The organism is Alistipes ihumii AP11, assembly GCF_025144665.1.
GTDB classification, from domain to species: Bacteria; Bacteroidota; Bacteroidia; order Bacteroidales; family Rikenellaceae; genus Alistipes_A; species Alistipes_A ihumii.
Map to the genome: position 1 here is coordinate 2752924 of NZ_CP102294.1, position 20238 is coordinate 2773161.

The 20238-nt window shown below is 60.1% G+C and carries 17 protein-coding genes; 8 read left to right on the top strand and 9 right to left on the bottom strand.

Going from position 1 to position 20238, the window contains the following annotated elements:
- A complete protein-coding gene (wecB, locus tag NQ491_RS11155) occupies positions 1–1146 on the top strand; it encodes a non-hydrolyzing UDP-N-acetylglucosamine 2-epimerase (RefSeq protein ID WP_019245454.1) in 1146 nt (381 codons plus the stop codon).
- A gap of 313 nt (positions 1147–1459) precedes the next feature.
- On the opposite strand, the gene NQ491_RS11160 is transcribed toward wecB, so the two are convergent.
- The 7 genes from NQ491_RS11160 to NQ491_RS11190 form a co-directional block, all read right to left on the bottom strand.
- Positions 1460–1951: a low molecular weight protein-tyrosine-phosphatase gene (locus NQ491_RS11160; protein WP_026089581.1), complete on the bottom strand. Its 492-nt coding sequence runs from the start codon at positions 1949–1951 to the stop codon at positions 1460–1462.
- A gap of 133 nt (positions 1952–2084) precedes the next feature.
- Positions 2085–2528, bottom strand: coding sequence for a PepSY-like domain-containing protein (locus NQ491_RS11165; RefSeq protein WP_019245451.1), 444 nt, complete (start codon positions 2526–2528; stop codon positions 2085–2087).
- A gap of 140 nt (positions 2529–2668) precedes the next feature.
- Positions 2669–4027 (bottom strand): TolC family protein, encoded by a 1359-nt coding sequence (locus tag NQ491_RS11170; protein WP_034282748.1) that lies wholly within the window; start codon positions 4025–4027, stop codon positions 2669–2671.
- Between the two features lie 42 nt (positions 4028–4069).
- Entirely contained in the window at positions 4070–5179 is a 1110-nt protein-coding gene (locus NQ491_RS11175; protein WP_019245449.1) for an efflux RND transporter periplasmic adaptor subunit, read from the bottom strand.
- A 31-nt stretch (positions 5180–5210) separates the two neighbouring features.
- Positions 5211–6449 carry an ABC transporter permease gene (locus NQ491_RS11180; RefSeq protein WP_019245448.1) on the bottom strand — a complete coding sequence of 413 codons (1239 nt, stop codon included), beginning with the start codon at positions 6447–6449 and terminating at the stop codon, positions 5211–5213.
- 49 nt (positions 6450–6498) lie between these two features.
- Positions 6499–7758: an ABC transporter permease gene (locus tag NQ491_RS11185; RefSeq protein WP_019245447.1), complete on the bottom strand. Its 1260-nt coding sequence runs from the start codon at positions 7756–7758 to the stop codon at positions 6499–6501.
- Complete coding sequence (locus tag NQ491_RS11190) at positions 7755–8432, bottom strand: ABC transporter ATP-binding protein (protein ID WP_019245446.1); 678 nt, start codon at positions 8430–8432, stop codon at positions 7755–7757. The genes NQ491_RS11185 and NQ491_RS11190 overlap by 4 nt, the downstream gene beginning before the upstream one ends.
- A gap of 376 nt (positions 8433–8808) precedes the next feature.
- Between NQ491_RS11190 and NQ491_RS11195 the strand changes: the two genes are divergently transcribed.
- Positions 8809–11667, top strand: coding sequence for a hypothetical protein (locus NQ491_RS11195; RefSeq protein ID WP_019245445.1), 2859 nt, complete (start codon positions 8809–8811; stop codon positions 11665–11667).
- Between the two features lie 581 nt (positions 11668–12248).
- Here the strand turns inward: NQ491_RS11195 and NQ491_RS11200 are convergent.
- Positions 12249–12959: an MliC family protein gene (locus NQ491_RS11200; protein WP_019245444.1), complete on the bottom strand. Its 711-nt coding sequence runs from the start codon at positions 12957–12959 to the stop codon at positions 12249–12251.
- A 28-nt stretch (positions 12960–12987) separates the two neighbouring features.
- Positions 12988–13371 carry a YccF domain-containing protein gene (locus NQ491_RS11205; RefSeq protein ID WP_019245443.1) on the bottom strand — a complete coding sequence of 128 codons (384 nt, stop codon included), beginning with the start codon at positions 13369–13371 and terminating at the stop codon, positions 12988–12990.
- 582 nt (positions 13372–13953) lie between these two features.
- Between NQ491_RS11205 and NQ491_RS11210 the strand changes: the two genes are divergently transcribed.
- The 6 genes from NQ491_RS11210 to NQ491_RS11235 all read left to right on the top strand — a co-directional run bounded on the left by NQ491_RS11210 (position 13954) and on the right by NQ491_RS11235 (position 20151).
- Positions 13954–14574 (top strand): nucleotide exchange factor GrpE, encoded by a 621-nt coding sequence (locus tag NQ491_RS11210; RefSeq protein WP_147524852.1) that lies wholly within the window; start codon positions 13954–13956, stop codon positions 14572–14574.
- A 7-nt stretch (positions 14575–14581) separates the two neighbouring features.
- Positions 14582–15754, top strand: coding sequence for a molecular chaperone DnaJ (gene dnaJ / locus NQ491_RS11215; RefSeq protein WP_019245440.1), 1173 nt, complete (start codon positions 14582–14584; stop codon positions 15752–15754).
- A 51-nt stretch (positions 15755–15805) separates the two neighbouring features.
- On the top strand, positions 15806–17725 hold the full coding sequence (mutL, locus tag NQ491_RS11220) for a DNA mismatch repair endonuclease MutL (protein WP_019245439.1): 1920 nt from the start codon (positions 15806–15808) through the stop codon (positions 17723–17725).
- Positions 17726–17734: 9 nt separating this feature from the next.
- Positions 17735–18412, top strand: a complete 678-nt coding sequence (locus NQ491_RS11225) for a rhomboid family intramembrane serine protease (protein ID WP_019245438.1) — start codon at positions 17735–17737, stop codon at positions 18410–18412.
- Positions 18413–18519: 107 nt separating this feature from the next.
- The gene (locus tag NQ491_RS11230; protein ID WP_019245437.1) at positions 18520–19653 is read left to right on the top strand and encodes an endonuclease/exonuclease/phosphatase family protein; all 1134 of its coding nucleotides are present in this window, start codon (positions 18520–18522) and stop codon (positions 19651–19653) included.
- Positions 19654–19704: 51 nt separating this feature from the next.
- Entirely contained in the window at positions 19705–20151 is a 447-nt protein-coding gene (locus NQ491_RS11235) for a YhcH/YjgK/YiaL family protein (RefSeq protein ID WP_019245436.1), read from the top strand.
- The last annotated feature ends 87 nt before the right edge of the window (positions 20152–20238 follow it).

Consider the following 20238-nt stretch of genomic DNA (forward strand, 5'->3'; position numbering starts at 1 on the left):
ATGAAAAAGGTGATGCTGGTTTTCGGGACTCGTCCCGAGGCGATCAAAATGGCCCCGCTGGTACGGGAGTTCCGACGGCATCCGGACTCTTTCCGGACGGTCGTCTGCGTCAGCGGACAGCACCGCGAGATGCTCGATCAGGTGCTGAGGCTGTTCGCTATCGAGCCCGACTACGATCTGAACATTATGAGGCAGGGACAGGATCTCTACGACGTGACTTCCCGCGTGCTGACGGGCATGCGCGACGTGTTCGACGAGGCCTGTCCGGACGTGGTGCTGGTTCACGGCGACACGACGACCTCGACGGCCGCCGCACTGGCCGCCTTTTACCGCCGCGTTCCGGTCGGACACGTCGAGGCGGGACTGCGCACGCACGACATATACAGCCCGTGGCCCGAGGAGATGAACCGTCAGATCACGGGCCGGATCGCTTCGTACCATTTCGCCCCGACGGAGCTCTCGCGCCGGAATCTGCTCGGCGAGGGAGTCGATCCCGGGAAGATTCTGGTGACGGGCAATACGGTGATCGACGCGCTGCATACGGTGGTGGAGCGGATCAGGAGCGACAGGGAGCTGGCCGGCCGGTTGGCCGGCGAGTTGCTTGCAGGCGGGTACGACACGGCGCGTCTCGACGGATCGCGCCGCATGGTGCTCATTACCGGTCACCGGCGCGAGAATTTCGGCGACGGATTCGTGCGGATATGCTCGGCGATCAAGCATCTGGCCGAGACCTATCCCGATGTCGATTTCGTCTATCCGATGCATCTCAATCCGAACGTGCGCCGGCCGATTCACGAGGCGTTCGGGAATTCGTCCCTGCCGAACCTGTTCCTGATCGAGCCTCTCGAATATCTGCCGTTCGTCTGCCTGATGGAGCGGAGCGCGGTCGTGCTGACCGATAGCGGGGGCATTCAGGAGGAAGCCCCGGGGCTCGGCAAGCCCGTGCTCGTCATGCGCGATACGACCGAGCGTCCCGAGGCGCTCGACGCCGGAACGGTCCGCTTGGTCGGTACCGATTATGACCGAATCGTCGGGGGCGTCAGCACGCTGCTCGACGACCCCGAGCATTACAGGACCATGAGTCAGGCGGTCAATCCTTACGGGGACGGAAAAGCCTGCGGCCGGATCGTGCAGTTTCTGAAGTAAAACGCTTCCGGCGCCGATCGGCCGGTCGGATGCCGGCGCTCCGTCATGGAACTTTGAGCGAGCGGTGAGGCGTGCGGTATGTGGTCGTTAGTTTTTGGAGCGCCGTTCCGGTTTTAGGGAGCGGCGCTTCGTCTTTCTCCCGAACATATCGTCGGGCCGGCTGATTGCCGTCGAATAGTCGTCCGGCAGAGTATTCCGGCACCGATGATTTCCGGCGTCGAGGCTGGGAAGAGGATGCGGCGACATGCACGGAAGCGGTATTCCCGTGCGTTGAGGAAAGCGGCGGCCGAACTCCGACCGGGTCGTGTCTTCGTTATAAGTTGCACTCCGAGCGAATCCGTTCGAGCAGTCCGTCGCTGGCGTCCTCGATCAGGTCCAGTACCAGCTCGAATCCCGCGTCGCCCCCGTAGTACGGGTCGGGAACTTCCGTGCAGTCGGACTTCCGGCAGAAATCGGTCATTTTACAAATGGCGGCTTCGGACTCCGTTTTGCGGCCCAGTCTGCGCAACTCGCGCAGGTTGCGGTCGTCCATGCCGACGATCCGGTCGAAACGGTCGAAGTCTTCGGGCGCGACGGGCCGGGAGATCGAATCGAGGCGGTAGCCCCGCCGCGCGGCATGCGCTTTCATTCGCGGGTCGGCTCCGTCGCCGGCATGGTAGCCGATCAGCCCCGCCGAGTCGATCTCGAACCGCCCGGCGAGCCCGGCTTTTTCGACCCGGTCGCGGAAAACGGCCTCGGCTGCCGGCGAGCGGCAGATATTTCCGAGACAGACGAACAGGATCTTATACTTTTCGTTCATATTCATCGGGTTGTCTTGCGACCGGCCGACCTTTTCCCCGAAAAGGCCTTCGGTCGTTCCCGGCAAAGGTACGAAAAGTTCGCGAACGGTCCGGTATCCGGTATCCGCGGAAGCGAGTCCTGCCACCGAAGAAGAGGCGTCAATAGTCGATGCGCAGAAAATCGCCCCGAACGTTGAATTCGAGATCGGTTCCGTCCGAAAGCTCGACGCCGTACCCGCGGCGGTCCCGGTCGATCTTGACGACCGGCCGGTCGGGATAGTTCCGTTTCAGGTAGTCGGCGATGCGGAGCGGAATGATGCTCTGGGGTACGGTCGTCCGCTCGGCATCGATCTCGGTCCACTGGCCCCGACGGTCGAATTCCAAATCGCAACCGTTTTCGAGCAGGACGTCGTACGAATCGGTCCGGCCTCCTTCGCGGTCGATTTTGATCAGGGCGATCCGCGTGTCGGGAAAATGGGTCGCGATGAATTCGCGTGCCGTTGCGGGCAGTTTTTGCGGATCGGTCGTCCGGATCTCGTTTCCCGCCCGAAGCGCCGCCGAGACGGACATCATCGAGAGCAGTATGAACAGAAGTTTTTTCATGGCATTCCGGTTTTAGTCGGTTGTTGTCCGGTCTTCGTCAAAGTCGATGCCACACTTGCCGAAAAGCCGCCGGAGGCCGTATCCTTTGCGGTAAGCAATGAGGTTGCGGTTCCGGCGGCATCGGTCCGAGAGAGTTCCCGTCAATATTTCTCGAAGCCCAGAGGTTCGCCCGCGTAAAAGTCGAGAATCTTGCGGCGAAAGATGAATTCGAACTTGGCTTGCACCATTTCCGACTCCGACCGCTCCATGCGCGTTTTGGCATCGTTGTAGTCGAAGATCGTCGAGCGGCCGGCGGCGGACTTCTCCTCCTCGTAGCGGAAGGCTTCCCGGGCCGCCTCGAGCGAGCGCGAGGCCGACAGATATTTCTGATAGGCTGCCCCGGCATTGTAGTACGACTGTTCGATCTCCTTGCGAAGCGCCTGCCGGGCTTCGGTCAGCGCCAGCTCCTGATTGCGGATGGCGATCCGGGCCGAGCGGATGTTGTTGCGCGTGGCCATCCGGTTGAAGATCGGTATGCTGACGTTCAGCCCGACCTCTTCGCTTCCGTGGTTACGGAACTGGTTTCCGAAGCCTGCGTTCAGCACCTTGTTCTCATTGCCGAACATATAGAAGTAGCTGGTCCCGTAGCTGGCTCCGAGCGAAATCTGCGGATAGCGGGCCGAGCGGGCCAGCAACAGATTTTTTTCGCTGTTCTGTAGTCGGTATTTTTCGGCCTGCACGCTCGGGCGGTTCCCGACGGCGTATTCGTATATGACCGAAGGGGATTCCATACTGCTCATCGCGCCGATTTGGATCGCTCCCAGTTCGGGCATTCGGATATCGAAGCCCGTCGCATCTTCTCTGTTGAGGGCTTGACTCAAGTCGAGCAGCGACAGGGTCAGGGTGTTCCGCGCCTGAGTCAGCGTCAGCGAGTCCTTGGCCAGCAGCGCGCGGCTCTCGTATAGTTCCGATTCGGGACTTTTGCCGCTTTCGACGAGCAGCCAGCTGCGCTCGACCTGAGCCATGCTCAGCGCGACTTGGCTTTCGGCCACGCGGACGAGCTCTTTGTTGAGCAGCGCCTGAAGGTAGAGCGCCGTCACGTTCAGCGAAACGTCCTCGCGGGCCCGGGCCAGGTCCTGCATCGCCGCTTGCAGGCTCAGCTTCTGGGCGGCGATGTCGTGTTTGATGCGCATGCCGTTGAACAGCGGGATGCTGGTCGATACGCTCAGACTGGATGTGAATTGGTTGACATTCTTGTACGTGTTACTGTCTCCGAGCGTTCGGCCGAAGCCGAATCTTCCGCCGAGCCCTGCGTTGAGATTCGGCAGCCGGCTGTTGCGGGCCGTGTTCAGTTTGACGTCCTGATCTTCGGCGCGCAGGCGGAACTGCTGGATCGAGATGTTGTTCTCGACCGCGTACTCGATGCACCGGTCGAGCGTCCAAGGTTCTTGCTGGGCCGAGGCTCCGGCCGCGGGAAGCGTAAGGACGAGGGCGGCCAGCATGGTTTTTCGTATGGTCATGGTTGTGCGGTTAAACGGGTTCTGAAATCGTTCGGTTACCGGTTATTTTATGGCAGGCTGTTTCGTGCCGCGCAGTTTCTCGCCTCCGGACAGTCCTTCGGTAACTTCGACGTTGACGCCGTTCGACAGGCCGAGCTTGACTTCCTTGCGCTCGAAGGTTTGGTCGGTAGCGGTCGAGTCGCTCGTAAGCAGGTTGACGAACGTTTTGTCGCCCTCGAACTCGACGGCGCTCTCGGGCACCGTCAGCACGCCGGCCCGCCGGTCGGTCACGATCTCCGCGTTCGCGCTGTATCCCGCCCGGACGAACAGATCTGGCGGTATCTGCGTGGAGGCTTTGATCTCGAACATGATCACGCCGTTCTCCTCGGCTCCTTTCGGGGCGATGTACTCCAATACGGCGTTGAGCGCGACGTCCTGCAGCGCGCCGATCGTCAGTTTGACGGGCATGCCCTCGCGCAGGCGTCCCACCTCCGTCTCGTCGACCTTGCCCCGGAAGATCATGTCGTTCAGGTCGGCGATCGACGCGATCGTCGTGCCGTCGTTGAACGTGTTGGACTGGATCACCGAGTTGCCGACCTTGACCGGCACGTCGAGAATCATGCCGGTGATCGTCGAGCGGATCTGCGTGTTGCTCAGCTCGGCGTTGCGGCTGGCTATGCCGTTCTGGACGATCTCGAGGTTATCCTTGGCGTTCTGCATCTCTTCCTCGGCTTTCGAGAGGGTCGTCTGGCTCGTTTCGAATTCCTCCTTCGAGATCACGCCCGAGCCGTACAGCTCCTTTACGCGGTCGAAGTCGCGCCGGGTTTGATCCAGACTGATCCTCGCCACGTTGACGCGCGACTCGGCGCTGTTGAGCGTCGCCATTTCGGGGATCACTTTCACTTTGGCGATCACTTCCCCCTGTCGCACTTGCTCGCCCGCTTCCTTGTAGATTTCGGATATGATACCCGAAATCTGAGGCTTGATCAGGACCTCGTCGCGCGGCTCGACCTTCCCGGTCGCCACGGCCCGTTTCTCGATCGTGTCGGTCCGCGGAACGACGATCTGGTAGACCTCTTTGACGGGACGGGTCTTGTACCACAGGAATGCGAACGTGCCGCAGAGGATGAGCAGGAAAAGCACGCCCAGCGAAATTTTCAGAACCTTTTTCATTGTTTCGAGTTTTTCGGTTTATGTTTCGTTTCTATTCTTCCCGTATGGCATCGACCGGCTTGATCTGCATGGCCCGGCTGGCCGGCAGGATACCGGCGACGAGGCCGCCGGCGACCAGCACCGCGAGCGAGAGCATGCCGGTCGAGAACGGGATTTGGGCCCTCAGCGGGACCGGCATGCCGGGCGAGAGGAGCGTTTCGGCCGCCGACAGCAGTCCGACGGCCAGTGCCAGCCCGAAAACGCCGGCCACGAACGTCAGTACGAAAGCCTCGCTCATGATCTGCGAGATGATCGTGCGCGGCTTGGCTCCCAATGCGCGGCGAACGCCTATCTCCTGCGTCCGCTCGCGGACGGTCACCAGCATGATGTTGCTGATGCCGACGATGCCCGCCAGCAGGGTGCCCAGACCGACGATCCATGTAAGGATCTTCAGCCCGCGAAACAGGCTGTTGGCCATCTCGACCTGTTCGCTCATGTTCCAGATCATCACCGCTTTCGTGTCGTCGGGCGACAGCGTGTGGCGGCTGTTGACGATCTGTTTTATGCTCTCTTCGACGCGGGAAATGGGAACGCCGTCATAGGCCGCCACCGAGACCTGATGCAGGCGCTTGCCCGTGTTGTACATCCGTTGCACCGTGCCGAGCGGGAGCAGCACGGAGGCATCCGAGTGGAAACTCATGCCCACGTTCGATACGGCCGTCACGCCGACGACCGTCAAATAGGTGTTGTTCATCCGGATCGTGCGGCCGACCGGATTTTCTCCGCCCGGGAACAGCTCCTGCCAGATTCGCTCGGTAATCACGCAGACCTTGCGCTGCTGCTCCATGTCGATTTCGTTGAAGAAACGGCCGAACAGCAGCCGTTGCGGCAGAATCTGCTGGAAACTCGGGGTATAGCCGACGATCGAGTAGGTTCCCTTGCGATCGTTGCGGCTGAAATTGTAGGAACTTCCCCAGAAGACGCCTCCCACGGCTTTGATGCCCGGTATCTGGGTCTCGATGATGCGCATGTCGTCGTTGTCGAGCTGCCAGTAGCGTCCGGCCGGCAGTCCTTTGTACGGGATCGACGTCTTGCCGCCCCACAGGAAGCAGGAGTTCTCGTTCATGCCGTTCAGGTTGGCGTAAAGCAGGTTGCGAAGGCCCAGTCCGGACCCCATCATGACGGTCAGCATGAAGATGCCCCAAAAGACTCCGAAGGCGGTCATGATGCTGCGCTTGCGGTTTCGGTTGATGGTCTGCCAGATTTCTTCCCAGCGGTCTAAGTCGAACATGGTTTCCGTGGCGTGTGGTTGCGGTTCGGGTTGATTGGTTGCGGGTCGTTTATTTGTTGTGCCTCATCGCGTCGATCGCCTTGATACGTGCGGCCCGGCGAGCCGGAACGTAGCCTGCGATCATGCCTGCGACGATCAGTACGAGCGTGGCGCTGACGGCGGTCGACAGGTCGAGCGTGGGATTCTTGAACATGGAAAATTGGCTCGGCGAAGCGGCGGCGGCCCGGTCCATGAAAAAGTTGACCGCTTCCATGACCCCTACGCCGCCGATCAGTCCGACGTAGCCGAAGGCCGCCGTGATCAGTACCGATTCGAGCAGGACCAGCTTGACGAGCGACGACGGCCTGGCGCCCATCGCCTTGCGGATGCCGAATTCGGACGTCCGCTCGCGGACCGTCACGAGCATGATATTGCTGACGCCGACGATGCCGGCCGTCAGCGTGCCGATGCCGATGATCCAAATAAACAGGGCGATGCCGTGAAAAATCGTCATCGTCTGCTGGTAACTCTCCATGCGGTCGTTGATCCAGATCGCGCTCTTGTCCTCGGGCGAGAAGCTGTGCTCGGCGCCCAGACGGGTCCGGAGCTGCCGTTTGAAAAGGTCGCTCTGCTCTTCCGTATCGATACCCCGGACGGTGAACGAGATGGAAGCCACGTCCCGTTTGTCGCCCATGTATGTCAGCAGAACCGAGGAGAGCGGCCCGTATATCTGCGAAGTGTAGCTGTAGCTCAGTCCTTTGTAGGTTCCGACGACCGTATAGCCCATTTTGTCGATCTGTACCATCCGCCCGACGGGACTGCCTCCGTCTTTGAACAGGACGCGGCAGGCCAGATCGTCCAGTACGACCACCTTGCGTTTCTCCTTCACGTCGGTCTCGTTGATAAAGCGTCCTTCGACGATCTGGATGCCGTCGATCGGCTGCGTTTGCGGAAGCACTCCGTACAGCGTGGCCGACGTGAACTCTCCTCCGTACGAGATATGCGCGTCGTTGTGCCATACCGAGGCGGTGATTTTGTCTATCCGGTCCGAAAATTCCGTTTTCAGGATTTCCATGTCCCGCTGGTTGATCTGGATGTGCCTCCCGCTTTGGAATCCCTTGTAAGGAACGGAGGTTTGCCCGCTGTAGATGAACATCGAGTTGATGGCCCGGCCGGAAAAATTGTCCTGCATCGCGTTGCGGAGTCCGTTGCCCGAGCCGAGCAACACGATCAGCATGAAAATGCCCCATGCGACCGAAAAGCCCGTGAGGAAAGTGCGCAGCTTGTTGCGGCTGACCGTCGAGAATATCTCCTGAAGCTGCTCTCTCATCGCCCGGGAACGGTTACCGAGCCGATCAGCCCGTCTTTGATGTGAATGATCTTGTCGGTCTGATCGGCCACTTCCTGAGCGTGCGTGACCAGAATCATCGTCATGCCGCTGCGGTTCACCTCTCTGAGCAGGTCCATCACCTCCTGCGACGTCTTGCTGTCGAGAGCGCCGGTCGGCTCGTCGGCCAGAATGATCTGCGGCCGGGTGATCAGCGAGCGGGCGATCGCCACGCGCTGCTTCTGTCCTCCCGACATCTCGTTGGGCATGTGGTCGGCCCAATCGCGCAGTCCGAGCCGGTCGAGGAACTCGAGGGCCATCGCGTTGCGCTTGCGGCGGGGCACTCCCTGGTAATAGAGGGGCAGCGCGACGTTCTCCATCGCGTTTTTGTAGCTGATCAGGTTGAACGACTGGAAAATGAAGCCGATCATCCGGTTCCGGTATTCGGCCGCCTTCGTTTCGGACAGATTCTTGATCGGCTTCCCGTCGAGGAAGTATTCCCCGCTGTCGTAGTCGTCCAAAATCCCCAGTATGTTGAGCAGGGTCGATTTGCCGGAACCCGACGCTCCCATGATGGAGACCATCTCGCCTTCCCCGATTTCGAGGTCGATGCCCTTGAGCACATGGAGCGGCGAGCCGTTGTAATAGGTCTTGTTGATGTTTTCCAGTCTGATCATACTGTCTGCGAGCATTGGTTTGGGCGTAGGGTCCGAAGCGGGTCCGGTCGTTCGTTCCGCGCCGGGAGGGTTGAGTTTTCAGTCAAAAGAACAATACAAATCTATGAAAAATAATAATATTATGCAATGCAAAGTAGTGTTAAATTTTAAATTTTATCGGTTTTCGTGTATAACTTGTTTATGATATGTGTGTTACGTTGTATGGAGGAAATTCCGGGGACCGCTTGTACGGATGGCGTGCATGGACGAGGTCGGTTTGTTTTTTGGGGGTTGAGAACGGAGTTTGTTGTGGCAGGACGTGCTTTTGTCGGATAATATTGCTATCTTTGATACGAACTAACTAACTTTATCAAACTCAATCCAAACTTTTTACCTGATGAAAAACACTTACTTCAAGCTTTCGGCCGTCCTGCTTCTGGCGGCCTTGCTGCTCGGAGGGGCGAGGCTCGGGGCTCAGTCGCTGATTCTTACGAGCGACGAGCAATTGAACGATCTGATGGATCCCGACAAGAAGCTCGATCTTTCGCTGGGTTATACGCCCTACCATGCCAGTCTGCGCGACATCTGCGAGCAAGGCCAGAAACAAGGCTCCAAGCAGATGGTTTTCGCGTTCGACGAATTTTTCCGCCAATACCGCCAGCATGCGGGTACGGAGCGGCGGCTTACGCCCGATATGGACGAGTACGTCGAAAAAATCAAGTTTGTCAGCGACTTCGCCAAGAAGTACGACATCGGCCTTTGCCTGAGCCTGCTCAGTCCGCTCGAGCTGGGGACCGCCTACAAGAACCAGACGGGGCACAGCGGTCGCTGGCTCGCTTACAAGGTGGGCCTGCGCGACGGCAGTACCGGCAAGTTCAGCGTGCCGATCTGGGAGCAGCTCTACTGGACCAACAACAAGGGCAAGACGCCTGTCAAGCTCAAAGGGGTCAAAGCTTATGCCTTCAAGGAAAAGCCCGTCGGCAACAGTCCTTTCCGGGCCGTGAATCCCGATGAGATCGTCGAGCTGAAGGAGGTAAAATACGAGGCGATGGACACTTACGACTCGGATAATTTCGTTCCCGGCGTAGGCAATACCGGCAATCTGATGCGTCTGCTGCGCGTTTACGGCGAAGGCGGCGGGCTGGAAGGCTACGACCGAGTGATGGTGCTGCTCGAGTACGAGACGCAGGAGATGGACTATTTCAACGAGGACGCGCTGCCGTTCCTCAAGGCGCTGATGAAGAAGTACCATGACAACGACATCAATCTGACGGCGCTCTATTCCGACGAGATGCACATTCAGCAGGACTGGTTCTACTTCAGCCACCACGAGAACGGCCAGTTCGCCGAACGTTATCTGACCGAGAGCATGGCCGACAAGTACCGCAAGAAATTCGGCCAGCCTTTCGACGACAAGTATATGCTCTATTTCGCTTACGGCGCTCCGAACTATCAGCCTACGGTAGAGGCCGTGGTCAACGTGCAATACGTGATGGGGGATACTCCCGAGGACATCCACCGTACTTTCCTGCTGCGCGACCGCTATTACCGGATGCTCAACGACGAGGTGGTCGATCTGTTCAAGGCGGCCAAGGACTATGCCGAGGAGCTGTTCGGACGCGAGCTGGAAACCAGCGCGCACGCATCGTGGGCCCAGAGTCCGACGATCGACTATTGGAACTACGAGAAGCGCAACGGCAGCGCGAACCAGTACGAGTATACCTCTAATTTCATATGGGGCAATACCGTGCATCAGGCTGCGGCCGCCTGCTACGACTATTTCAAGTGGAGCGAGTATCTGGAGCCGACGGGCAATGACTTTGCCGAAGGAGGATGGGCCGACCGTGACTACTACGGCGCTGCGATGGCCGCATCGATCGCGGTGGTGAACGAATATCCGGTGGCCTATGCGGCCGCTTGGGGCATGCCCGCCGAAGTGTACGACTGGAAGATGTCGGTCAACGACGCGTTCGGAACCAAGGCCGGCAAGCCGATGGACATGCTGACCGGGCATGTGACGCGCGACGTGGACGTGCTGATTCTCTATCCGATGAATCTGGTGGCCGCCGAGGAGCGCTTCGGAAGCTGGATGGCCCAGTACGGATATGCCAACTATCTGACGGCCGACAAGCTGCTTGCTATGGGCGAGGTGACCGCCGACGGCAAAGTCAAAGTCGGCGACAAGACTTACGGCACGCTCGTGGCGATGTTCGAGGTTCTGCCCGAGAAGGGACTGCTCGATATGATGGGACGGCTGGCCAAGGCGGGCGGCAAGGTCGTTTGGTTCAGCGCTCCTCCCTTGATCGATAAGGCCGGCGGCAATTGCGCGGCGGCATGGTCCGAACTGTTCGGCGCGAAATACGAGCATGACGTCTATATGGGCGAAATGGCGCCGGGCCGCGTCGTGTCGTTCTGCAACGATTTCGCCGCGATTCCCCAGCAGACGGTGCTGACCGACTTTCTGGTCGACCGCATCTATCCGGTCGAGGCCGACGGAGCGCAGGTCGTGGCCAAGTGCGGCAATCAGGTGCTCGGTACGCTGAAAAAACTGCCCGGCGGCGGAGCGCTCTGCTATATAGGCATGCGTCCGCGCGACGACCAGTCGCAAAGCCTCGGCTATGAGACGCGCACGCTGTTCGAGGTGCTCAACGCCGTGGGAGCCTATCCGGCGACAGGCAAGTTCGCCGGCGTCAACGACAATCCTTCCTATGTGTCGCGCACGACCGATTATTTCGCTACGTCGTTCCCCAACGGCGCGACGGCTGTCGTGAAACATTACCGCACGCATCCCGAGAGCTGGCCGGGCGGGTTCTCGCGCAATCGCGAGGAGGACGTCAAGGCGCTCGAGGCCAATCCGCTGCCCTGCGACAGAATGGAGTTGCGCGGGCTGAAAGTCAACGGCCATGAAGTGACTTACGACGGCAAGATTTCGATGGCGTTCCGCACGGGCGCCGACGGAAAGCTCGTGTCGTTCTTCGGCCGCGAGTGCGACGGCGTGACGATCGACGGCGTCAGATATTCGTTCAGCGAGCAGCCGGTGTCGCGGATCGTTTTCGCTCCGTCTTTGGCCGACGAGAAGGTGACCGAGGTGCTCGTCGAGGGACAGGGCCGCGTGACGCTGCCTTTGGCCGGAGGCAAGAAGAAACCTGTCGTGAAGCTCGGGAAAAAGACGATCAAGACGGAAGTAGCCGACGGACAGCTCGTGCTCGACGTCGATCCGTCGATTTCGGGCCACTGGCTGACCGTGCATAGGTAATTGCCGGGCGGGCTTTCCTGCGTCGGACCGCATATGCGGGTCTGAGTGACAGAAAGCTCCCGTCGATCGAGTCGAACATGATAGAGCCCCGTGAGTTTTTGCTCCGGGGCTCTTGCTGTGACGGATCGGCCGGAGACCGTGCTCGCGTCGTGCGTTGGCCGGAGGCCGCTTTTCCGTCCGGGCGATAGCGGCCTTCGGTCCGATACGGTAGTCTTGTCCGTCGCAGATGTGCCGCATGACCTGCTTTTCATTCGTGCGGGGGGAGGTTCTGCCGTTCGGGGGAAAACATCCCGGATTACACAGGATCGGGTCCATAATCGCAGGAAAAGCGCATGGCGGAAGGCGTGTTCGAGTTTCGAGCGCGGGGATGTCGTCGCGTTCCGCATCCGGAGACTTGCGGCGTGTCTCTGTCAAGCGGCGATTCGATGCGTTTCTTCGATAGCGGGAGGAAATTTTCCGAGGGAACGATGTGCGAAGATAAAGAACGACCTTATGACACATGGGTTGCAACGAGCCGTCCTGAGCAGATTCGTATGTTAGGCTGTCCTGACGTATGCCCGTCGGAATGCCGGGCGGCCGGGTCAACGGGTCCCCGTTTGTTCGAGCGAGAGGGTCAGCCCGTCGCGCATCTTGAGCGTCGCATGCTTTCCCTTGCCTCGGAAGTCGGCTATGTCGTTGCCATATCCGTATCCGCTGCCGGTCGGGTATTGCGGCAGATCGAACACCGTGCCGTCGAGCGTGACTTCGGCGCGCCCGACCGAGAACTTGACCTCGACGCGGAACCGGCGGCGGCTCTTGCCGTCGGTCCCCTCGAATAGGGCGGTAATCGGGGCTTCGTCCTGTTCGTAGAGGGTTTTCCCGCGCTGTTCGATAATCCAGCGTCCGTTCGCGAGGCGCACGTTTTTCGTGTCGTCGTCCTCGACGTTCCAAGCCGATCCTCCGCCCGGAAGCATTCGGCGGTCGAGTATCTCTGTCTCCTGTCCGTCGGGCAGAAAAAGCTCGGCACGCGACGAGTCTTCGGCGAAAACGATGTACGCGGCCGTCGTAGCGTCCGGTTCGGCAGCCGGGGTCATTCGGATACCGGCCTCGAACGGGCGGATACACTCTTCGCGTACCTGCGACCAGACGTAGCCGGCCGACCCGATGCACCCGTGGGCGTCCCGGTCGGCGCCTATGGCGGCCGTTGCGGCGGCGCTGTCCTGTCGGCCGGTCCCGTTTTTCTCCTGACGGGCGAGGCATCCCGCAAGCGAGGCGGCCAGCGGAAAGCAGACGATCCAGAATCGATATTTCATAGCGTATGCGGGTTTTCGAGTCTTTTCGCTACAGTGTAGCAGTCGGGACAATGCTGCGCCCGAACGGGGAGAGGGCCATGCTCATCAGCTTGAAATGCTGCCTGCCGAACGGTATGCCGATAATCGTGATGCATAGCAGCGCGCCGAACAGCAGATGAGTCAGCACAATCCAGATTCCGCCCAAAAAGAACCAGATCACGTTCATCAGCGTATACAAACAACCCGTTCCCTGATCTGTCCGTACCGAAGTTTGGCCGAACGGCAGCAGGGCCAGCAATCCTAACTTGAGCGCCTGAATTCCGAACGGAATGCCGACGATCGTCAGGCAGAGCGCCAGTCCCGAAACGAAATATTCCACTGCGACGGCCAAGCCGCCCAGCAGCAGCCATACGATATTGCCCAGAAGGTTCATATGCTTTGTGTGTCCGCGTTTAGGACGGAATGTTCAAATATACGTTTTTTTTCGTAATCCGGTGCTTTGCCTCGGACACGGTTCCGGAGGTCGCCCGGTGTTCTGGCCCGAAATCGGGGACGGAGCGGATTCTGACGGCCGTGCGGAGGCCGTTCCGGCGAATTCTGCGCGCAGGGACCTTCCGGGTCGCTCGGAGCCGTTTTGTCCGTTTCGTCGGGTCTTGCGCTCGGCACTCGTGCCGAGAGGGCCGTTGCAACCTGTTTTTCTGCTTTCCTCGTCCGGCTTGCAGCGGCTGCCGGAGGAAGCGGGGCCGGTCGCTTTCCCTCGGATGCCTCGTTTCCGTCCGGTCTCCGAGCCCGAGGCCGCCGGGATGTCCTCGTGCGCGGTCCGGTCCGCATGTGTGCCGATCGGTTTGCAGCCGAAGGTCCGGGCTTTTGCCGGGGAGGGATTCGGATACTGTCGCGCGAAGATTCTTTTGTTTCGATAATTTTGATTTATTTTGCACTGATTTAGCCGTTTTTTGGGACCCGGCGCGTGGTATACAATTTGCGATACCTTAGGAATCGAATTAAAAGAAGCGTTATGGAAAATACCGAAACCAGAGAGCAATCCGTTGATACAGACCCGATGTACGATAACCGCGAGGTCGTGACCGACGCCGAGGCGGAAATGGAGCGGGAACAGACCGCTGACAATATGTCAGAGAATGGCGCGCCCGAGACTGCCAAATCGGCCGAAACTGCCGGAACGCGGAATGCGGGGGACGGCGCCCTTTCGGACGTCGAGCGGCAATGGCAGGACAAATACCTGCGCCTGGTGGCCGAGTTCGATAACTACCGCAAGCGGACGCTCAAGGAAAAGATGGATTTGGTCGCCTCCGGCGGCGAGGATGTGATCAAGTCGCTGCTCGGCGTAATGGACGACATCGACCGCGCGCTGGTGGCGATGAGTCAGACCGACGACATCGAGTCGGTCCGCAAGGGGATCGAGCTGATCCACCAGAAGCTGCTCGATACGCTCCATGCCAAGGGCGTGCAGGAGATCGAGGCGATCGGCAGCGAGCTCGATACCGATCTGCACGAGGCGGTGGCCAAGTTCCCTGTCGAGGACGACAAGAAAGGAAAGATCATCGATGTCGTGCAAAAGGGCTACAAATTGAAAGACAAGGTAGTCCGTTACGCGAAAGTCGTTGTAGGAGAATAATTCGGATATGGCAACCAAGAGAGACTACTATGAAGTGCTCGGCGTGCAGCGCGGGGCCAGTGCCGACGAGATCAAGAAGGCCTACCGGAAGGCGGCCATCCAGTATCATCCCGACAAGAATCCCGGCGACAAGGAAGCCGAGGAGAAGTTCAAGGAGGCGGCCGAGGCATACGACGTGCTGAGCAACCCCGACAAGAAGGCGCGCTACGATCAGTTCGGCCACGAGGGCATGAGCGGGGCCGGAGGATTCGGCGGCTCCGCGGGCGGCTTCGGCGGCGGCGGCTTTACGATGGAGGACATCTTCAGCCAGTTCGGCGATATTTTCGGCGGCCATTTCGGCGGCGGCTTTTCGGGCGGTTTCGGCGGCGGACGCTCGCGCGAGCGTGTCAATCGGGGTTCGGACCTGCGCATCAAGGTGAAGCTGACGCTCAAGGAGATCGTCAACGGTACGACGAAGAAGCTAAAGATCAACAAGATGATCGCTTGCGATCAGTGCGGAGGTACCGGAGCGAAGGACAAAAGTTCCTATGCGACGTGTACGACCTGCAACGGATCGGGCTATGTGACTCAGGTGGTCAATACCTTTTTCGGCCGCACGCAGACAACCCAGCCCTGTCCCACTTGCCACGGCGAGGGACGCATCATCACGACGCCCTGTCCGAAGTGTCACGGCGAGGGAATTGTCCGGGGCGAGGAGATCGTCGAGATACGGATTCCGGCCGGCGTCGGCGAGGGCATGCAGCTGACCGTCAGCGGCAAGGGCAATGCCGCACGTCACGGCGGGGTCAACGGCGATCTGCTCGTACTGATCGAGGAGGAGCCCGACAAGGAACTCGTGCGCGATGGCAACGATCTGATATACAACCTGAATATAACTTTCCCTCAGGCCGTGCTCGGCGCTTCGGTCGAAGTGCCGACGGTCGACGCCCGGGCCAAGATCAAGATCGAGCCCGGTACGCAGGCGGGCAAGGTGCTGAGACTCCGCGGCAAGGGTATTCCCGACGTGAACGGTTACGGGCGGGGCGACATTCTGGTCGTCGTCAATATCGACGTGCCCTCGTCGGTAAGCGCTTCGGAGAAGGGCCTGCTCGAGCAGCTCGCTCAGACCGAGCATTTCAAGCAGGCGGGACAGAGCCGCGATATGAACATATTCGACCGCATGCGCAGCTTTTTCCGTTAGGACGCCGCGTCCTCTCGGCGGAGGCGGCAGGCCGTACCGACCAAGGAACAGATGGAGAACGACAAGATCAGAGTGTTGCCCGACGGGGTCGCCAACCAGATCGCCGCGGGCGAGGTGGTGGGCCGTCCCGCTTCGGTCGTCAAGGAGCTGATGGAGAATGCCGTCGACGCCGGCAGCACGGTCGTGACGGTCAACTATCGCGACGGAGGAAAGAGCCTGATTCAGGTCGTCGATAACGGTTGCGGTATGAGCGACACCGACGCGCGGCTCGCTTTCGAGCGGCACGCGACGTCCAAGATCCGCTCGGCCGACGATCTCTACCGGCTCCATTCGTTCGGATTCCGCGGCGAGGCGCTGCCCTCGATCGCGTCGGTCGCGGAGGTCGAGCTGCGCACGCGCACGCCTTACGGCGAGCTGGGAACGAAGGTCTGCATTCACGGCGGGCGTTTTCAGTCTCAGGAGCCGGTTCAGATGCCTCAAGGGACGCAGTTTTCGGTGAAAAACCTTTTTTACAACACGCCGGCCCGCCGTCGCTTTCTGAAAGAGGCTTCGGTCGAGGCCCGGCATATCCGCACCGAGTTCCAGCGCGTGGCCTTGTGCAATCCGGGGATTGCTTTCACCCTGTGCGACGGCGATGCGCCGCTCGTACAGCTGCCGGCGACGAATCTGCGGCAGCGTATCGTGTCGGCCGTCGGCGGGCGCGAGATCGCGAAGAACCTGCTCGAGGTCTCCGTCGATACGTCGATGGTACGCGTCGAGGGATTCGTCGGCCGCTCGTCGGCCGCCAAGAAGACGAACCGGGAGCAGTTCCTTTTCGTCAACGGGCGCTACTTTCAGTCGCCCTATTTCCGCAAGGCCGTCCTGCAGGCTTACGACAAGCTGATTCCGTCCGATACGCAGCCGTCCTATTTTCTCTATATCACGATCGATCCCGAGCGGATCGACGTGAACGTGCACCCGCAGAAAACCGAGATCCGTTTCGACGACGAGCAGGCTTTGTGGCAGATATTCAATGCCGCCGTCCGCGAGGCGCTCGGCAAGACGGGCGTCGTGCCGCTGATGGATTTCGAGATCGATCCGTCGATCGACATACCGGTCGCGCGCAAGGGAGTGATTTATCGTGAGCCCGATTTGGGCGTCGATCCGTCGTTCAATCCGTTCGATGAGGAGCGGAAAACGTCCGGAGCCGGTCGCCCTTTTCCGGCATACGGCCGCGGGCGCGAGTCCCGGGATCGGGTGAGCGACTGGGAGCAGCTTTACGAAGTGGACTCGCAGGCGATATTCCCGACGGACAAAAGCGGGGAAACCGGCGCGGATCGGTTGGTCGAGTTCGACAGCGACGAGTTGGAGTACATCGAAGGCGGCGGGTCCGGTGCGGCTCAAGCGGCTTTCGATTGGGAGGCCGAGCCTGTCGTCGGCGAAGTACTGATGCTCGGAGGGCGTTATTGCGCGACCCGTCTGCGCGAAGGTCTGGCCGTGGTCGATCTGCCCCGGGCGTGGGAGCGGGTGCGCTACGAACGCTATTTGGGCATGCTCGGCAACGAGACCTCGGCGACCCAGCGGCTGCTGTTCGCCGAGACGGTTCCGCTTTCCGCCGCCGAAGCGTGCATCGCACGCGAGATAGCCGGGGATCTGGAGGCCGTCGGGTTCGATTTCCGGATCGGGGAGGAATCCATGACGGTGACGGGCATTCCGGCCGACCTGCCGGACGTCGGTGTCGGGCAGGCCGTTCGCGAAATGCTTTCCGAATTCCGCGAAAGCGAACGTTTGTCGCCCGACGACCGGATTCGGCGCACGGCGGCCGTGATGGCGCGCTGCGGAGCCATGACCTCCCGCGATGCGATGGACGCCGATGCGGCTCGGGAGCTTTTGCGCGAATGGCTCCGTTGCGAAGGATTCAACTATACGCCCGACGGCCGGCCGGTGATGACGGTGCTGACCGTCGAAGAATTGGCTAAACGACTAAAATAGACCGAGACGATGAGATTTCAAGCTGCCTATTCGACCCCTCCGGTGGTCAAGAACCTGATTATCCTCAATGCCCTGTTCTTTTTGGCCGAGATGGTGCTGCCTGCCGGGGCGGGCGACTGGATGATCCGTCATCTGGGGCTGTTCTACTGGGGGAGCGGCAATTTCCAGCCGCTGCAGCTCGTGACGCACATGTTCATGCATGCGAGTCTGACACACTTGTTTTTCAATATGTTCGCGCTGTGGATGTTCGGCCGCACGCTCGAGTACGAGCTGGGCAGCAAGCGCTTCCTGCTCTATTACATGGTGACTGGCGTCGGGGCGGGTCTGTTGCAGCTCGGCGTGACATGGATCGAGGTCAGCTCGCTTGCCGATGGCGTGGCCTCCGGCACGGTCAGTCCCTATGTGCTTCAGTCTCGCATCCATGCCGTGACGATCGGGGCGTCGGGAGCCGTTTTCGGCGTACTGCTGGCCTTCGGCATGATGCATCCCAACTCGATGATCATGCTGCTGATTCCGCCCATTCCGATCAAGGCGAAGTATTTCGTGATCGGCTACGGCTTGCTCGAGCTGTATCTCGGCATGTCGGGCAGCCAAAGCGGCGTGGCCCATTTCGCTCATGTCGGCGGAATGCTTTGGGGATGGCTGTTGCTTCGTTATTGGAAGAAAACAGGTAAGATTTACTATTGACGCGACCGGAAGAAGGCGGAGCGCGCCGACGCATCGCTGCCTGTCCGGCTGCCGGAAGCAGGATGCCGGGCGGAAGCCTCCGGCGAACGAGCGGTCATACGAGAGCCATGAGAGTACGCGATAAGGAGAAAAAGAGTGCGGGCATTCTGCTTGCGACGGCGGATGCGGTCGTCCTCGTGCTGTCGTTTCTGGTCGCGGCGGCGTTGATGCTTTCCTATCTGGCGCCTCACGTCGATCCTCGCCGGGCCGCGTGGTTCGCCTTTCTGGGCTTGGCGGCTCCGTTTCTTTATGTGGCCGACGTCGTGTTGGCGCTTTACTGGACGATGCGCTGGAGACCGGTCGCCCTGTTGCTGCTGTTTGCCGCGTTGCTCGGTCTGGGACATGTCTCCAAATTTTTCCGTCCCGAGCTGAGCCGGCGCTACGAGCAGCCTCGCGAGACCGGAACGCTGCGCGTGCTGAGCTATAATGTGGAAGGGTTTTTCGGCAAGGATTCGCTCGGCAAACGCGAAAATCAGATGCAGCGGATCGTCCGCTTCATCGCCGAGACCGATCCCGATATCTTCTGCCTGCAGGAGTTCGAGTACAATCGGGTCAATACGCTGGACAGCCTCGAGTCGGCGCTCGGGGAGTGGAAGTACCGGGCGCTTTTTCTCGACAGCACGGCCGACCGTCGGCACGGGAGAGGACTGGCCCTGTTCAGCAAGTACCGCGTGATTCCGCGGGGGGGCATCCGCTATCCGGGCTCGACCAATTCCTCGATGTGGGCCGACGTGATCGTTCACCGCGATACGGTGCGGGTTTACAATAACCATATGCAAAGCACGCAGATCAGCGAGGACGACAAGCAGTTCCTCGGGGCCATGGCGGCCGTTCCCGACTCGGCGCGCGACGACCGGGCCAAGGGAATCGTGCGCAAGCTGGTACGCAATTTCAGGGTCCGGGCGACGCAGGCCGATTCGGTGGCCGGCTTCATTCACGACGGCACGCCGAGGGTGATCGTCTGCGGCGATTTCAACGATACGCCGATGTCTTACACCTATCGCCGCTTGCGAGGCGATCTGACGGACGCATTTGCCCGCAAGGGCCGCGGAATGATTTACACTTACCGGGGATTTTTGGGCGTTTTCCGGATCGACTACCTGTTCCATTCCGACGATTTCGAAACGGTCGACTATGACAGCGAGCAGCCTCTGTGGAGCGACCACAATCCGGTGATCGTCGATCTGAAGCTGTGCCGGTAACCGTTTCTGCCTGTCTCGGGAAGTCCCGGGTTCATAAAAACGAAGAAAGTCATGATTCTCGACACCGTTTCCCGCTTGAGCCGCTATGCCGCCTTGAATCCGCTTTTTCTGCTCGTAGCCGAGTACCTGCGGCGCAGCGACCTGAACCTGATGGCCGACGGCCGCTACGAAATTTCCGGCGAGGATGCTTTCCTGACGCTGACCCGCTCGTCGTTGCGCCTTGCGACAGAGGCTCCTTTGGAGGCCCATCGCCTTTATGCGGACATACAGATCGTGCTTTCCGGCGAGGAAGGCTACGGCTGGAGAAGCGTCGCTTCGTGCACGGCGCCGAGGGGAACCTATTGCGCCGAGCGCGACATCCTGTTCTATGACGACCGTCCCGATACTTTCCTGACGCTTCGGCCCGGCGGGATGGCCGTTTTCTTCCCGTCGGATGCCCATGCTCCGCTGATCGGCAGCGGGGAGGTCCGCAAGTGCATCGTTAAGGTCCGCTGTTGACGGGTATTGTCTGCCAAAGCCTTGCGGAAGACGGGGCGCGGCAGGTTGCCGACGGGTACGTATGCCGGCTGTCGCTCTTTTCGCCGG

Excerpts from the sequence above, each read along its gene's own strand:
- wecB (WP_019245454.1), top strand. The coding sequence starts at position 1 with ATGAAAAAGGTGATGCTGGTTTTCGGGACTCGTCCCGAGGCGATCAAA.
- NQ491_RS11160 (WP_026089581.1), bottom strand. The coding sequence starts at position 1,951 with ATGAATATGAACGAAAAGTATAAGATCCTGTTCGTCTGTCTCGGAAAT.
- NQ491_RS11165 (WP_019245451.1), bottom strand. The coding sequence starts at position 2,528 with ATGAAAAAACTTCTGTTCATACTGCTCTCGATGATGTCCGTCTCGGCG.
- NQ491_RS11170 (WP_034282748.1), bottom strand. The coding sequence starts at position 4,027 with ATGACCATACGAAAAACCATGCTGGCCGCCCTCGTCCTTACGCTTCCC.
- NQ491_RS11175 (WP_019245449.1), bottom strand. The coding sequence starts at position 5,179 with ATGAAAAAGGTTCTGAAAATTTCGCTGGGCGTGCTTTTCCTGCTCATC.
- NQ491_RS11180 (WP_019245448.1), bottom strand. The coding sequence starts at position 6,449 with ATGTTCGACTTAGACCGCTGGGAAGAAATCTGGCAGACCATCAACCGA.
- NQ491_RS11185 (WP_019245447.1), bottom strand. The coding sequence starts at position 7,758 with ATGAGAGAGCAGCTTCAGGAGATATTCTCGACGGTCAGCCGCAACAAG.
- NQ491_RS11190 (WP_019245446.1), bottom strand. The coding sequence starts at position 8,432 with ATGATCAGACTGGAAAACATCAACAAGACCTATTACAACGGCTCGCCG.
- NQ491_RS11195 (WP_019245445.1), top strand. The coding sequence starts at position 8,809 with ATGAAAAACACTTACTTCAAGCTTTCGGCCGTCCTGCTTCTGGCGGCC.
- NQ491_RS11200 (WP_019245444.1), bottom strand. The coding sequence starts at position 12,959 with ATGAAATATCGATTCTGGATCGTCTGCTTTCCGCTGGCCGCCTCGCTT.
- NQ491_RS11205 (WP_019245443.1), bottom strand. The coding sequence starts at position 13,371 with ATGAACCTTCTGGGCAATATCGTATGGCTGCTGCTGGGCGGCTTGGCC.
- NQ491_RS11210 (WP_147524852.1), top strand. The coding sequence starts at position 13,954 with ATGGAAAATACCGAAACCAGAGAGCAATCCGTTGATACAGACCCGATG.
- dnaJ (WP_019245440.1), top strand. The coding sequence starts at position 14,582 with ATGGCAACCAAGAGAGACTACTATGAAGTGCTCGGCGTGCAGCGCGGG.
- mutL (WP_019245439.1), top strand. The coding sequence starts at position 15,806 with ATGGAGAACGACAAGATCAGAGTGTTGCCCGACGGGGTCGCCAACCAG.
- NQ491_RS11225 (WP_019245438.1), top strand. The coding sequence starts at position 17,735 with ATGAGATTTCAAGCTGCCTATTCGACCCCTCCGGTGGTCAAGAACCTG.
- NQ491_RS11230 (WP_019245437.1), top strand. The coding sequence starts at position 18,520 with ATGAGAGTACGCGATAAGGAGAAAAAGAGTGCGGGCATTCTGCTTGCG.
- NQ491_RS11235 (WP_019245436.1), top strand. The coding sequence starts at position 19,705 with ATGATTCTCGACACCGTTTCCCGCTTGAGCCGCTATGCCGCCTTGAAT.